16 protein-coding genes are annotated in these 13,955 nt (G+C 44.3%); 2 read left to right on the top strand and 14 right to left on the bottom strand.

What is annotated here, in order from left to right:
- Positions 1-247: 247 nt before the first annotated feature.
- The 11 genes from ACFPIB_RS15560 to aroQ all read right to left on the bottom strand — a co-directional run bounded on the left by ACFPIB_RS15560 (position 248) and on the right by aroQ (position 9,604).
- Entirely contained in the window at positions 248-1,291 is a 1,044-nt protein-coding gene (locus ACFPIB_RS15560) for a nucleoid-associated protein (protein ID WP_378018392.1), read from the bottom strand.
- A gap of 79 nt (positions 1,292-1,370) precedes the next feature.
- Complete coding sequence (locus ACFPIB_RS15555; RefSeq protein WP_378018391.1) at positions 1,371-1,682, bottom strand: hypothetical protein; 312 nt, start codon at positions 1,680-1,682, stop codon at positions 1,371-1,373.
- Between the two features lie 48 nt (positions 1,683-1,730).
- On the bottom strand, positions 1,731-2,255 hold the full coding sequence (locus ACFPIB_RS15550; protein ID WP_378018390.1) for a DinB family protein: 525 nt from the start codon (positions 2,253-2,255) through the stop codon (positions 1,731-1,733).
- 104 nt (positions 2,256-2,359) lie between these two features.
- Complete coding sequence (locus ACFPIB_RS15545; RefSeq protein WP_378018389.1) at positions 2,360-3,994, bottom strand: M1 family metallopeptidase; 1,635 nt, start codon at positions 3,992-3,994, stop codon at positions 2,360-2,362.
- Positions 3,995-4,134: 140 nt separating this feature from the next.
- Entirely contained in the window at positions 4,135-4,554 is a 420-nt protein-coding gene (locus ACFPIB_RS15540; protein ID WP_378018388.1) for a VOC family protein, read from the bottom strand.
- Positions 4,555-4,669: 115 nt separating this feature from the next.
- Entirely contained in the window at positions 4,670-5,446 is a 777-nt protein-coding gene (locus ACFPIB_RS15535; protein ID WP_378018387.1) for a metallophosphoesterase family protein, read from the bottom strand.
- A 5-nt stretch (positions 5,447-5,451) separates the two neighbouring features.
- Complete coding sequence (locus ACFPIB_RS15530; RefSeq protein WP_378018386.1) at positions 5,452-6,192, bottom strand: nucleotidyltransferase; 741 nt, start codon at positions 6,190-6,192, stop codon at positions 5,452-5,454.
- A 257-nt stretch (positions 6,193-6,449) separates the two neighbouring features.
- On the bottom strand, positions 6,450-7,112 hold the full coding sequence (locus ACFPIB_RS15525) for a hypothetical protein (RefSeq protein ID WP_378018385.1): 663 nt from the start codon (positions 7,110-7,112) through the stop codon (positions 6,450-6,452).
- 82 nt (positions 7,113-7,194) lie between these two features.
- On the bottom strand, positions 7,195-7,800 hold the full coding sequence (locus ACFPIB_RS15520) for a MarC family protein (RefSeq protein WP_378018384.1): 606 nt from the start codon (positions 7,798-7,800) through the stop codon (positions 7,195-7,197).
- A gap of 130 nt (positions 7,801-7,930) precedes the next feature.
- The gene (locus tag ACFPIB_RS15515) at positions 7,931-8,995 is read right to left on the bottom strand and encodes an aminotransferase class V-fold PLP-dependent enzyme (protein ID WP_378018383.1); all 1,065 of its coding nucleotides are present in this window, start codon (positions 8,993-8,995) and stop codon (positions 7,931-7,933) included.
- Between the two features lie 153 nt (positions 8,996-9,148).
- Positions 9,149-9,604, bottom strand: a complete 456-nt coding sequence (aroQ, locus tag ACFPIB_RS15510) for a type II 3-dehydroquinate dehydratase (protein ID WP_378018382.1) — start codon at positions 9,602-9,604, stop codon at positions 9,149-9,151.
- Positions 9,605-9,869: 265 nt separating this feature from the next.
- Between aroQ and xerD the strand changes: the two genes are divergently transcribed.
- Entirely contained in the window at positions 9,870-10,769 is a 900-nt protein-coding gene (gene xerD, locus ACFPIB_RS15505; RefSeq protein WP_378018461.1) for a site-specific tyrosine recombinase XerD, read from the top strand.
- A gap of 30 nt (positions 10,770-10,799) precedes the next feature.
- On the opposite strand, the gene ACFPIB_RS15500 is transcribed toward xerD, so the two are convergent.
- From ACFPIB_RS15500 to ACFPIB_RS15490, 3 genes are all read right to left on the bottom strand, one after another.
- The gene (locus ACFPIB_RS15500) at positions 10,800-11,099 is read right to left on the bottom strand and encodes a type II toxin-antitoxin system RelE/ParE family toxin (protein ID WP_378018381.1); all 300 of its coding nucleotides are present in this window, start codon (positions 11,097-11,099) and stop codon (positions 10,800-10,802) included.
- Positions 11,099-11,347 (bottom strand): type II toxin-antitoxin system ParD family antitoxin, encoded by a 249-nt coding sequence (locus tag ACFPIB_RS15495; RefSeq protein ID WP_378018380.1) that lies wholly within the window; start codon positions 11,345-11,347, stop codon positions 11,099-11,101. The genes ACFPIB_RS15500 and ACFPIB_RS15495 overlap by 1 nt, the downstream gene beginning before the upstream one ends.
- A gap of 586 nt (positions 11,348-11,933) precedes the next feature.
- Positions 11,934-12,419, bottom strand: coding sequence for a hypothetical protein (locus ACFPIB_RS15490; RefSeq protein ID WP_378018379.1), 486 nt, complete (start codon positions 12,417-12,419; stop codon positions 11,934-11,936).
- A 352-nt stretch (positions 12,420-12,771) separates the two neighbouring features.
- On the opposite strand from ACFPIB_RS15490, the gene ACFPIB_RS15485 reads away from it, so the two are divergent.
- Positions 12,772-13,806: a quinone-dependent dihydroorotate dehydrogenase gene (locus ACFPIB_RS15485; RefSeq protein WP_378018378.1), complete on the top strand. Its 1,035-nt coding sequence runs from the start codon at positions 12,772-12,774 to the stop codon at positions 13,804-13,806.
- The last annotated feature ends 149 nt before the right edge of the window (positions 13,807-13,955 follow it).

Here is a 13,955-nt window from a genome sequence, read left to right as displayed (position 1 = left end):
ACAAAAGTTTTGGGAAAGAGCTTTGTAAATATATCGAAAAAAACAGGAAAATAATAAGGGTTTCCGGAAGCATTATAAAATATTCAACGAAGCGAATATTCGTGATTGCGTTGTGAGAATCAGGAAATTACTTTATAGTTTTTGAGCCTGAAATGATAGCGTTTTATGAGTGCTGGAATTGGTTGAAAACGAAAAAAGTACAGTTGTAGGCTGTACTTTTCGGGTGTTTGAAAAACGTTGCTGACTATTAACTTTCCTCGTGGAAAAATAGCTGATAAAAGTGCATACCTTTTTCCTGATCGTAGCCTTTTACGATCTGCGAAGCCTGGCCGTGCACGTAAATGTGAAAGTTCTTATCGAGCTTGATAATGCTTTTCATGATCTTGCTTTGCTTTTTTACCGCCGCCGTAGAAATATCGAATTCGTCGTAGATCGGAATTTCGTTGTTGCTGGCGTACTGTTCCTTAAATTCCTGGAAACTTTCGATCAGGTCGGGGTGGGCAATTACTTCTTCCTGAAACTCTTTGATGTTAAAGCTTTCTTTTTCGCGCAGGTACGAAGCTGATTTGTTGAGCAGGTCGGCCTGGTCGGCGCGGTTAATTTCAAAAACTTCCGGCAGGTGTTCTTCCACAAAATTCTTGCAGAGGTTCATCATGTTGCTGGTGTGAAAGTAAATGTCTTCACGCGATTTCAGGCGTAAGAATTCTTCGCGCCAGTATTGGGCTTCATTGCCTTTGTTCAGGTTATCTACGGTGGCCACCATAAAACCTTTGTCGCGGTCGGTGTTGAAAATAAGGGCGCCTTTGTCGAGCTTATTGATGTTTACGCCGTCCTCGCTGTCGATGTCGAAATTGTCGCCGTTCGGGTAAACTTTTAAAAACGCTTCCTTCGATTCCGATTTGAATAAACCAATGGCATCTACCGCTTCGCCGTGCACCACCAGATCTTTCATGAAGGTAACGTAAAATTCGCCTTCCTTTATTTTAGGGTGATTGCTTTGTTCGTATAAATGTTTGGCCAGGTTTATAGATTGCTCGTGAAACGTTTCCGGGTTATCGAAAATGTTGGCGCAAAAGGCAAATACCTCGTTCAGGTTAATGTCGGATTCGTGGTGCAGGTTGAAATATTCTTCCTGCTTGAACGGCGAAAGAAAATATTTCATGAGCAGTTCCTTCACAAAGCCGTCGAGTTTCAGTTCGCCTTTGGAAAGTTTCATACCTTCTTCGCGGCTTTTATTACCAACTTTGTGCAGAATAATAGATTCGAGCTGAACTTCGGAAGTAACGAGCATTGGTTAATGTAAATTGGAATAAAAATTAATTCAGGGCTGCAAAGGTACGGAGTTTTTTGGAGGGAAACGGCTAGCGTTTTTATTTAAGCGTTTTTACAAAAGCGAGGGACTTTTGTGCCAGTTCAGGCCATTTTTCGGCATAAGTAAACGGTAGTTCTGCCCAGCCTTTCATCGGGCGACCATCGGCCGGATCGAAGACTTTTGCACCGTCCAGGCTTAGCGTTTCAGAAAGTTCGGGCTCGGGAAGTTTGAAGGCAATATTGTTGTTTTTGAAGAGCACGGCGGCTTTGTTGTTGGGTGCTTTTATGCATAGCGCGCCAAACATTTTGCCCGGAGTTGCTTCGGACGTTTCCTGGGTGATCTTATGAAAAAGTGCTTCTGCTGGTGTCATGCGTTTCTAAATTAATGTTCCTCAATTCCGGATTAAATTTAATGATAATTATTTCTGCAAAACTGGCAAATATTCGAGCCAGGGGCCCACTTCAGCGTTTAATTGTTTGGCCATAACGCGTGTAATCTGGCTGATGTGGCCCAGGTCGTGCACGGTCCAGGTGGCTAAATGCTGACGCAAGGTTACTTCGCCGAAAGCTGGATGCTGCCCGGTTTTATCCAGGTCGGTTTCGGTGAGTTGCAGCGACCTTAAAAGCAGAATATTTTCGGCGCGCAGGTGTTTGAATTCGGTTAAAAGTTGCGTTAAGGTTTTGCCTTTACTGGCTTCGAATTGCGCAAACCGGTCGAAAGGTTCGAATGCTTTATTTTCGGTGCGGTTCAGGATAATTTCTGTGCGCGGCAGCCAGTCTTTCTTTTCGCCCTGAATGAGGTGGCCCACAATATCGAAAGCGCTCCAGGAATTTTCGCCTTCATTTTCCAGGGTCCAGGCTTCTGCCAAACCACCCAGCAACGCTTGCAAAACCGCCGGCGTGCGCTCTAAAATTTGAATGGATAAAGCAAGGTCGAATTTCATAGTTTTTAAGCGGAAAGGGATAGCGTTTTTTGTATTTATAGAGGTGAATGATAATGTGAAATAACCATCCCCAACCCCTCCTTGAAAAGGAGGGGAGTTTTTTTTTATTTTTTTGAAGCTACACCGGAAGTAATGTAGAAGTTTTCGTCGGTTATAAAGTTGAATTTCTTTGGAAGATCTCGTAATTCCTGCCATTCAGAAGTTGGGCGCAACCACTTTTCCTGGCCGTTTACGTAGGTTTTTACCAACATCTGGAAGCCCGGAATTACGTTGGTAAAACGGTATTTCAGTTTGCCTTTTTCGGTCTGGTATTCCAGGTGCGGAATGCGTACGTCGCGTAAATACTGATCGAAAATGGGTTTTAAGTTGTGGCCGGATTTTTCGGAAAGGTAGTTTTCTATTTGCTGCGTGGTAACGGTCTGGTGGTAGAAATCTTTGTTCAGGCCGCGCAGAATTTCCCGGAATTTATTGTCGTCGTTAATGATCTGGCGGATGGTGTGTAGCATGTTGGCGCCTTTGTAATACATGTCGCCGGAGCCTTCGTTGTTTACATTGTATTTCCCGATAATAGGTTTGTCGTTGGCAATTTTTTTCCTTAACCCGATCACGTATTCGTTGCCGGCTTTTCTACCGAAATGAAAATCCAGGTAAAGCGCTTCGGAATAATTCGTGAAGCTTTCGTGGATCCACATATCGGCGATGTCTTTGTAGGTAATATTGTTCGCAAGCCATTCGTGGCCGCTTTCATGAATGATAATAAAATCGAATTTCTGGCCCCAGCCGGTTCCACTTAGATCGGTTCCTAAATAGCCGTTTTTATAGCCGTTGCCGTAGGTTACCGAACTTTGGTGTTCCATGCCTAAATAAGGTACTTCCACGAGTTTGTAACTGTCTTCGTAAAAAGGGTAGGGGCCGAACCAATGCTCCAGGGCCTGCAGCATTTTTGGAGCTTGCTTAAATTGTTCTTTAGCTTTTTCAAGGTTCGCGCGGAGCACGTAATAGTCGCAATCCAACACGCCTTTTTCGCCCTGATATTTTTCACCGAAATGCACGTAATCGCCGAGGTTTACGTTCACACCGTAATTATTTATCGGGTTGGTTACGGCCCAGTGAAACGTTTTTGTTCCGTCAGTATTGGAATCAGTTTTGCGCAGGCGGCCGTTGGAAACTGCCGTTAAATTTCCGGGTGCGGTAACGCTGGTCTGCATGCTGTCGGGTTCGTCGTACATGTGATCTTTGCAAGGCCACCACAAACTCGCGCCTTCGCCCTGGCAGCTGGTTGCTACAAACGGATTGCCATTCATATCTTTTTTCCAGGTGAAACCGCCGCTCCAGGGTGGGTTTTTGCTTTCTTTAGGTTTACCGCTGTAAAAAACTTCTATTGCCTTAGTTTCGCCGGGAATTTGCTTTTCCTGTAAGGTAATGAAGTGCGCGTTGCCATCAGTTTTTACCTGTAATTCCCTACCGTTTTGCGTTACTTTTTCGAGCTTCATAGGTGGTTGCAGGTCTATTTGCATAACCTGCGCCGGTTGTAAAACTTTATAGCGAATAAGGTTGCTTCCGGAAATTGATTTGCTTCCCGGATCGACTTTAATTTTGAGACGATAAAAGTTAAGATCCCACCAGGCACGCTCCGGTGTAATGCTGCCGCGCAAAGTATCTTGCCGGGTAAATTGCTGACCATTACAGGAAAATGCTGCAAAAGCAAAAGGAAGTATGAACAGGAAGCGTTTTAGCATGTTTCGGGATAATTTAAAGTACTTTTTACAGGGAAACCGATACCGTTTTTACTGGTTTCAGAAAGTTAAAAGTAAAGAAAAAAGCCTTTCTTTTTAAGGAAAGGCTTTGATAGTTTTTTAGCTTAAAAGCATAGGGTTTTTTAGCTGTTTTTGGGCTGCTCTTTCTGGAAATTGAACATCCACGGAATGCCGAATTTATCGGTTAACATGCCGAAATAAGCGCCCCAGAAAGTATCGGAAAGCGGCATGGTTACTTGTCCACCTTCAGAAAGTGCATTGAACTGTTTTTCTGTTTCTTCCTTGCTTTGCGGATGCACCGAAATGGTTACGCTGTTACCGAAAGTTACCGGATGATCGGGCATGCCATCGGAAGCCATTAGCATAAAATTGCCGCTGCTTAATTGCGCGTGCATAATGCGACCTTTATCGGCCTCAGAAGCATTTACCGGCGCTTCGCCGAAAGTCTGCATCATGAGTTCGCCGCCGAAAACAGTTTTGTAAAATTCCATTGCGTCGCGGCAGTTTCCGTTAAAAGCAAGGTAGGGAGTTAAATGGGCCATAGTTTTTATTAGGTTGTAAATTGAAAAATCTGAAAGCTAAGATAACAAAAAAAGCCTTCCGTTACAGAAAGGCTTGTGAGTTTTTTGTGCCAAAAGCATAGCGTTTTCCGCCGTTTCAGGCTTCGTGGTTTACCGTCATTTCGGGTTCGTTGCCAACTTCGAAAATGAAGAAACCAGGCAGACCGGCGCGGGTTAGAATTGGTTTGGCTACGTTGAAAACGCGCACGCCGGCCGAAGTTTTTCCTTCTAAAGTGCCAACGTGGGCATGACCGTGAAACGCGGCTAAAACCTGCCGGCGGTTGATCGGCTCTACCAAGCGCGATGAGCCCATGAATGGGAAAATTTCCGGCGGCTCGCCTTCTATGGTTGCTTTTATGGGCGCGTAATGCAGCATCACAATTTTAGGAATATCGCCGTAATTGCCTTCCAGATGCTGAAGGGCGCGGTCTAGTTTCAAAGATTCATCTACGGCTTCCTGCACAAAATCCTTGAACATTTTTTCGCCGAACATTGAAAGCATAAACTTATCGAAGCCGCCGCCAAAGCCTTTCACGCCCGCAAAGCCAATGTTGTTGATAACCACCGATTCGCCATCGAGCACGTGTACGCCGGCGTGCTCCAGTATTTTTTTGATCTGGCGCTGTTCGTTGCGTTCGTAATCGTGGTTGCCTAAAACTGCCACTACCGGTATGGTACAACCTTTTAATTCTTCAGTTAAAACTTCAGCTTCTACCAAATGACCGGTATCGGTCAGGTCGCCGCAAAGCATTAAGATATCGGCGGCCAGGGAGGCTTGTTTAAAATATTCGTGCCATTTTCCCTGGTCATTTTCCTGCACGTGAATATCGCCGACGCAGGCAATGCGGGTTACAGCTTTCTGATTTTCTTCCATAAAGCTTATATGGTTTTAATGGTGATCACTTTAAATTCGGAATCCATGATATCGGTGCGGTACTGCGTCTGATCGATGATGGGGCCGAGGCAAACGCGCTCTACCGGCAGCGGCATATCGAACTGGCCTTTGGCTTTTTCAATAAGAATATCGAAAAGCCAGCGGGGAATAATATCGCGCTCGGTGGGGTAAACGAACTGGAAAATGAGGATCTGGGCGAACAGCAAATGCCAGTGTTGTTCCATGCGGTTCCAGATGCGGTGCCAGTCCAGGAAATTGCCGTATTTCACAATAATGTGGTTCACATCGGCGCCGTCATAACGTTCGCGGTTCTGCACGTAAATTTTGCACCACATCAGTTCTTCGGCCGGAATAAATTTTACCGGTACGCCGTACGCTTCGCCGTCGGTAGCGTGCTGAAACCAGATATCGTCTACGTAATTAATGTTGTTTACCGTGTTGAAGATAATATCGATGTAATAATCGTCTTTAAAAACTTTGGCCAGCCAGCGCACATCGGTCAGTTCGGTATGAAAACCCTGATCGGCGAAAAATTTTAAAATGCGCGGATAATCGCCGGCTTTACAAAAAAGGTCGAGGTCTTTAAGGTCGCGGATAATGCCGGTGTATTGCCTTAAAGCTAAGCCGCCACCCACTAAAAACGGGATGCCGCTTTGTGCTAATAATTGCAGGGCGTTGCCGAAGAATCCGTGCGCTTCCGTTGCTAATTCTGCTTCACTGATCATGTAAGAGAAGGTAATCTGAGTTGAGTTTTTGCCGGTCAGGCCACTTTGGCTGCCGGTTTTTTTGCTGAAACGCAGCCTGCAGGGCAGAGGTTATGATTCCTGCTTTCTGCCAGGCTGCCAATCGCAAGCAAAGTATGGGGTTTACTCTTTTTTAGGCTTTTGGTTTAGAAACGGTAGGGTTTTGGGCTAAAAAAGTAAAGACCGGATTAGAAAATCCGGTCTTTGAAAGCGCTGTTTTTTTTTTTCAGAAAAGGGAATTAAAACCGGTAATCTAGGCCGGCGTTCAGCAGGCCTTTGTAGCCGAAACCGACTTCAAAAGCAAAGCGGAGTTTTTCGTTGGTTGTGGTGCGCAAAGCGAGCGGGGTAAACTGAATATTAGGGTGAATTCTGCGGGTTAAAAAGCGGCCTTCCCATTCCGGCGGGACTTTTTCGTAAGGTTTGGAATAGGAATAGCCGAGGCCTAAGAGCGCATAAAATTCGGTTTTTTTGCCCAGGTCATAGGCATAAGTAGCTTCAGCGGCGGCGGTTATATAATGCCTTTTAAAACTGCCCACGTAGGCATCGTCTACTTTAAATTTTGCCGAAGTGCTTTCCAATGTGGCGTTGGCACCTAGGGCAAACCGGTTGCTGACGTTGTAAAAATAAGCCAGCGAAACGGCCGGAGGATTCCGGCGATCGGTAATTTCGGCTTTTACGGATCTTCCGGTAAACATGCCGCTAAAGAAAGGGGTAAAAGCTTTTGTATTGAAATCGTTCAGGGAATTGATCATGCGGTTGCTGGAAAGCGTGCCAACCCTAATGCTGAGGCTGTGCTTACCAGGAGCAATTGGTTCACCAGAACTTGTTTGCGCCAGGGCAGCAGGAGCTATGGAACAAGCAAAGAGCAGACTTACGGGCATAAAAATGTTTTTTAATTTCATAGCGTCGCGGTTAAGCCATGAAATTAAAAAACTTTTTATGAAATAACAAGAATCAAAAGGAGTACTTTTCGGGCTAAAAAGCCTACGGTTTTGCCAGGATGCCTTCCAGATTAATATTGGTTTTGAAAAGCTTGATAGCAATAGCCAGCAGAATCACGCCGAAAACCTTACGCAGCACTTCGGTACCGCCCGAGCCCAGTTTCTGTTCAAGCCAACCCGATGATTTCAGAACGCCATAAACAAAAAATAAGTTGAGCACAATACCGATGAGAATGTTTGGTAAAGAATAAGCCGCGCGGAGTGAAAGCAGCGTAGTCATGGTGCCGGCACCGGTAATTAGCGGGAATGCGAGCGGAACAATTGACCCGGTTTTAGCTTCCGGGTTAGATTGAAACAGGTGAATGCCCAAAACCATTTCCATACCGATGAGAAAAATAATGAGCGCACCAGCCAAGGCAAAACTCTGGAAATCGATGCCGAAAAGTGAAAGGATGGATTGCCCCAGGAAGAGGAAAACGATCATGATCATGCCGGCTACGATGGTTGCTTTTTCGGAATGTATCACGCCTTCGCGCTGGCGCAGGGTAATAATGATCGGGATGGAACCCAGAATATCGATCACAGCAAACAGGATAAGGCTTACAGATGTAATTTCCTTAATACTGATTTGTTCAATAATGTTTTCCATAGGTGCGGGCTGGGTAGTAAAGGAGTTTGTCTTGTTAAATTAAGGCTTTTACGGAAAGAAGAAATGATTGATTGCGCGAATGATTGCAAGCTGAAATAACATTCAATCATCTGGTCAGTCAATCACGCATTCAATTATAATTCCTGCTGAAGAAATCTTTCAGGATTTCGAATTCGGTATCGGTATTGGCGGGGAAATTAGCAATGCGGAAGGTATCGCGGGCCCATTTTCCGTAGCCATTGCCGAGCTGAATATTGTTGGCAGCAGCATTTTTCTTGATGTCTTCCACCAGTTTATGATGGCCATGCAACGTAATTACGGTATTGGATCGCACTTCGGGATTGGTGATTAATGGTCGGAACTGCGTGAATGGTTCGAAAAAATCGTAGAGGTTTTGCGCACGTTGCACCAACTGCTGATCAATGGTTTTAATGAGTTCGCGTTGTTCCAGAACCCGATACATTAAATACAGATTGAGCGTGTTAGGGGTGTAGGAAGTCTGGTAATTCAGCATTTTTTCGTAGAGCAGAACTACGCTGTTGTAATGGTTCTTCTCGTCGAGTTTCTTGGCCCGGTAAAGTGCGCGCGGCGAGCAAACCATTACGGCCATGCCCGGCGGCAACCCGAAACATTTCTGTACGCTGGCAAACCAGATATCGGCTTTAATGTATTTCAAATTCAAACCGGCCATGCTGGAAGTGGCATCTACGGCCAGCAATTGATCTTTGCATTTATTATACAGGCTCAGAATGGTATTGGCATTTATCTGCGTACCGTTGCTGGTTTCGTTCTGGGTAATGCACACCACTTCGGCGTCTTCCGGAATTTCGAGGTTTGCGGTATCGATGAGTTCTTCCAGCGGAAATTCGTGGGCCTGCGTTTCGGAACAAATTTTCTGCGCGTACTCAAACCATTTCTGCCCGAAAGAACCATTGTACAGGTGAAAACTCTGCGAAAAAGTGAAGCTCTGCGCAATAATTTCCCAGCATTCGGTAGCCGACGAAGTAAAGAAAATATAGTAATCGTGCGGAATATTCAGCTTCTTTTTCAGGCTGTTTACCGTGGCCCGCATGAGCTGCATAAACGTTTCGGAACGGTGCGGAATATTTATTACGCCGCCGTCGTAAGCATCAGTTAAATATTGGCGAACTTCGGGGTAAATTTTAGATGGGCCGGGATAAAAGTTGAGCAGCATGGCAGTAGCGGGTATCAAGTAGCACGAATCTGGATATTTTTGCGGGAAGCAAAGCAGTTTTTTACACAAAAAGCCTACCGTTTTTTGTGCGGAATGAAAAAGAAGCAGCCCGGAGCAGTTTTTTGCCTACGAAGAAACAAAAGTTTCGGCTGATTATTGATGCGTGCCGAAGCCTAATTTGCGGGGTTTCAGGCTTAAAAAATAATGCAAGGCCAGCCGGTAACTTTCCAGCCCGAAACCGGAGATGGAGCCTTTGCAATGTTTGGCCAGTAAGCTGCTTTTCCGGAATTCTTCCCGCCCGAAAATATTGGAAATATGAACTTCTACTACTGGCGTTTCGATCGCGGCCACAGCATCGGAAATGGCTACAGATGTGTGCGTATAGCCGCCGGCGTTCAAAACGATACCTTTATAACCGGAAAAACCCGTATCGTGCAATTTGTCAATAATTTCGCCTTCGTGGTTACTTTGAAAATATTCAAGCTCCAGTTCCGGAAACGTTTCTTTCAGTTCTGGTAAATATAATTCGAAGGATTTTGAGCCGTAAATACTAGTTTCCCGACGACCTAGCAGGTTCAGGTTCGGGCCGTTGATGATGCAGATCTTCATAGTTTTCGGGGCAAAAAGGATAGCGTTTCTTTTTAATTAGAAATTAATAATTAAAAATTAGAAATTGAAATCAGGAGAAAGTACATGCGTTTTTTCAGGGAAAACAAAGGTACGGGATTTCGCTATCTTTGCGGCTTGAATTGTTAAATGGTTTAATGGCTAATTGGTTGGATCGCTATAGAATATTGTCGGTTGACTTTTTTCGGTTAAAACCATACCGTTTTTGAATCAACCTTTTAACAATGCAACCATTAAACCATTTAAAATGAATTGGTCGATCTACCAGAAACAGTTTGAGAGTTATTTGCAGTTGGAAAAATCGCTGAGCGGGAATTCGGTGGAGGCTTACCGGAATGATCTGGGTAAGCTGCGTTCGTTTCTGGAAGCTACAAATCAAAATGTAGATCCTTCTAAAGTTACGCCGGCGCATTTGCAGGGCTTTTTGCAGTGGGTGAATGAATTGGGCATGTCGGCTACGAGCCAGGCGCGTATTTTATCGGGCATCCGGGCGTTTTATAAATTCCTGATCATGGAAAACCTGGCAACCGCCGACCCGACCGAAAACCTGGAAGCTCCGAAACTGCGTCGCAAACTGCCTGATACGCTGAATTTTCAGGAGATCGAGGAATTGTTTGCGGCCATTGATGTTTCGAAACCGGAAGGCGCACGGAATAAAGCCATGCTGGAAACGCTGTACAGTTCAGGTTTGCGGGTTTCGGAACTGGTGGAACTGAAGCTGAGTAATTTTTACCCGGATATGGGTTTTCTGAAAGTGGTGGGCAAGGGCAATAAAGAACGGTTGGTGCCGGTTGGCCGCGACGCGCTGAAATATATTCAGCTCTATTTAGACCATTTCCGGAAGAATTTGAAGATAAAACCGGGGCAGGAAGATTTTCTGTTTCTGAACCGCCGCGGCGCCAAACTTACCCGCGTAATGGTTTTCCTGATTATTAAAGAGCTGGCGCAGAAAATTGGCTTGCAGAAAACGATCAGTCCGCATACGTTCCGGCATTCGTTTGCTACGCATTTAATAGAAGGCGGCGCGGATCTAAGGGCAGTGCAGGAAATGCTGGGCCATGAAAGTATTACGACCACTGAGATTTACACGCACCTGGACCGGGATTATTTAAAGCAGATCATTACTGATTTTCACCCGCGGAGTTAGTAAGATTTGCGGATGTTGGCAAGTGGAATTTTAAAGGCCTAATTGTGTGTCAGTATCCATTTGCTGATGTAGAATTCTGATGACCTCAATTTCTTCTTTTTTCGGATTGATGCGGTAATAAATGAAATGCGATTTTACCTTAGAGCGGAAGTAACCCTTTCTGATTAAACTGATGTCTTGCCCGAATTTTGGATTTTCGGATAAAACTTCAATTTCATTAATCAGCAGGTTGAAATAATAATCCGCCTGCTCAACAGACCAGTTTTCGAAGGTGTAAAGCCATATCTTTTCAATATCCCGCTGTGCTTCCTTACTAATTTTGTATTGCATTATTCAGCAAGGTGTTTTTTGTGTAGCTCAGAAAGAAAAGCATCCCGGTTAAAATTTTTAACAAATCCGGATTCTTCCCCTTTTTTAAGCTCGTTTATTAACTGGTCTTTCCTGGATTCTTCGTGTTCAAATAATCTTAAAGCAGCCCGCACTACTTCGCTGGCCGATGAAAATTTTCCGGATTTGATCTGCTGCGCTATAAATTCATTAAAATAATCGCCGAGCAAGATTGATGTGTTCTTTGCCATGATTTTAATTTTAAGTTAAATATACCAGGAATTGGTATGTTTTCCAATATAGTTATTAAGGTGAATGTCGGTAAAAGGTTTCAGAAGCTTTTAAAAAAAGCAGATCATTACTGATTTTCACCCGCGGAGTTAAAAGAAAGGGGAATCAGTTTTAGAAGATTTATTATGCTTGCAAGCAGGACTAGAAGAGGCGTTCGGCCAGAAAGAATGCCCCAAAAAGGAAAAGCAGAATTGGCAAAAGTGTTGAAATTATAAGTAAAATCAGGAAAACAAGAAAAGTTCTTTCTGAATCGGTCTTTTCTGATTTATGGTAAGTCGTTAATACTAATGTATACCAACCAGCCCAGATTAAAAGTGTAAGCAATAAATTGAGATTTGATTTGACTGCAAATCCTAAACCCCCAGCTTTATAATAGACCAGACAGAATAATAAAGTAATTAAGGTTAATAGATTAAATTCTTTATTCAGCATAGAATTGAATTTGCAGATTAGGTCTGGAAAGGGTTAGAAAAGCTTTACATTTGAATTTATCGATTTAATGACCTTTTTTCGGATTTCACTTTTTCACCCCAAAACCCTACCGTTTTATTTTCCTTCCACGCGCATATACCACGGGTCGAATTTGCGTTCGGTGCGGTAGCCTTGTACTTTGGTTTTTTGCAGGCTGCCGTTTCTTTCTATGCCGTAAAGGCGGGTGCCTTGCAGATAAAGTTTTTCGGGAATAGGGTGTTGGTTCTGGCCTTCTGTAATGCCAGGGCGCAGGCTTTGCTCTTTTTCGGCCACTTTTTCCCCTCTTTCGTTCAGCGATAAATAGAGCCGGACGGCGGTGGCAGAAACCCAGACGGTGTCGTAAACCGGCACCATTTTCAGGAAGATCGTATCGCTTTTGGCTTTCCAGGTGCCTTTGGTCCAGCTCGAAGATTGCTCCAGGCGCCATTTATATTCGAAAGTAGAGTCGGGTTTCAGTTTCAGCTCGCTTCCGAAATAGTTATAGTAATCTCCCACGATTTTGTCCTGAGCCTGCATGCCGAAGGTGATCATGGAAAAAACTATTACCAGAAATAATTTCAATTTCTACTTAGATTATTAATAAAAAATGCAATTGGGCTAACCGGTTTTGGAGTAATAATGCGGCTTTTGTTTAAAAGCAACGCATAAAAAATCGTTAGAAACCGGCTTTTACAGGCCAAATTTTCAGCGAATTTAAGAAATTGTAACAAGTTATTTAGCTTACTCTTATTTATTTTGTGCAATTTTTTTTAGCATAGCGAAATTTGGCGTCGAAAAAAAATGCGGCTGAAGGCTGAAAACAGGAAACGAACTTTGCGATCTACTTTTTCTGCCCAAAACCATACCGTTTTCTTAGGCAATCCGTGCTTTCTGTTCTATATTTGTATAACGCTAACCTCACCTGAATCTGCTTGTGTATAAAGAACTGTTACGTCCGCTGCTTTTCCAGATAGACCCTGAAAAGATTCATAATTACTCTTATACTGCCCTCCGGACCGCTTTCAAACTTCCTTTCTCCGCTAAAATTGCCGAAAGCATTTACGCCGTTAAAAATACGAAACTGGAACGCGAAGTTTTCGGGCTGAAGTTTCCGAATCCGGTTGGTTTAGCGGCTGGTTTCGATAAAAATGCGCTCCTGGTAGATGAATTTTCGCACTTGGGTTTTGGCTTTATTGAAATTGGAACCGTAACGCCGCGTCCGCAACCCGGCAACGACAAACCGCGCCTGTTCCGTTTGCCCGTAGATCAGGCCATTATTAACCGGATGGGTTTTAACAATCAGGGCGCCGAAACCGCTGCCCACCGCCTGAAATACCGCAAAAGCAACATCATTATTGGCGGAAACATTGGTAAAAACAAAGACACTCCGAACGAACAGGCGCTGCGCGATTACGAAAAATGTTTCGATGCGCTCTATGACGTGGTAGATTATTTTGTGGTAAACGTAAGCTCGCCCAATACGCCCGGCCTGCGCGAATTGCAGGATAAAGAACCGCTGATGGAATTGCTGGCGGCCGTGCAACGGAAGAATAACGCCAAAGCCAAACCAAAACCACTGCTGCTCAAAATTGCTCCGGACTTGACCGATAGCCAGCTGGACGATATTGTAGAAATTGCGAAAGAAACGAAACTGGCCGGTATAATTGCTACCAATACTACGATCAGCCGCGAAAATCTGGAAACCCATTTAAGCGATATTCAGGCCATTGGAGCGGGTGGTTTAAGTGGAAAACCTTTGAAAGAACGCGCAACCGAAGTAATAAAATACCTGCGTGGTAAACTGCCGGAAAACGTGCGAATTATTGGCGTAGGCGGCATTATGACGGCGGAAGATGCCATGGAAAAACTAAAAGCCGGGGCCGATCTTATTCAGCTTTACACCGGTTTTGTTTACGAAGGTCCGGCGCTGATCAAGGCAATTAACGAAAAAATATTAGCCGAACTTTAAGTGATGAATACGTGATCTTCTGCCGGAAACGGTAGGGTTTTTGCCTGAAAAAGCCAAGGCTGTTTTGGGCTGGTAAATCCTTTCGGCCTGTTTTCCGACGGTTTATTTTAAGCCTGTTTTCAGCTTCCGGAAATTGGTTACGGAAATGA

It is taken from the genome of Adhaeribacter terreus, assembly GCF_042657365.1.
Classification (GTDB): Bacteria; Bacteroidota; Bacteroidia; order Cytophagales; family Hymenobacteraceae; genus Adhaeribacter_A; species Adhaeribacter_A terreus.
Note: the sequence above shows the minus strand (reverse complement) of the source record. Positions and strands in the feature narration are given on the sequence as shown.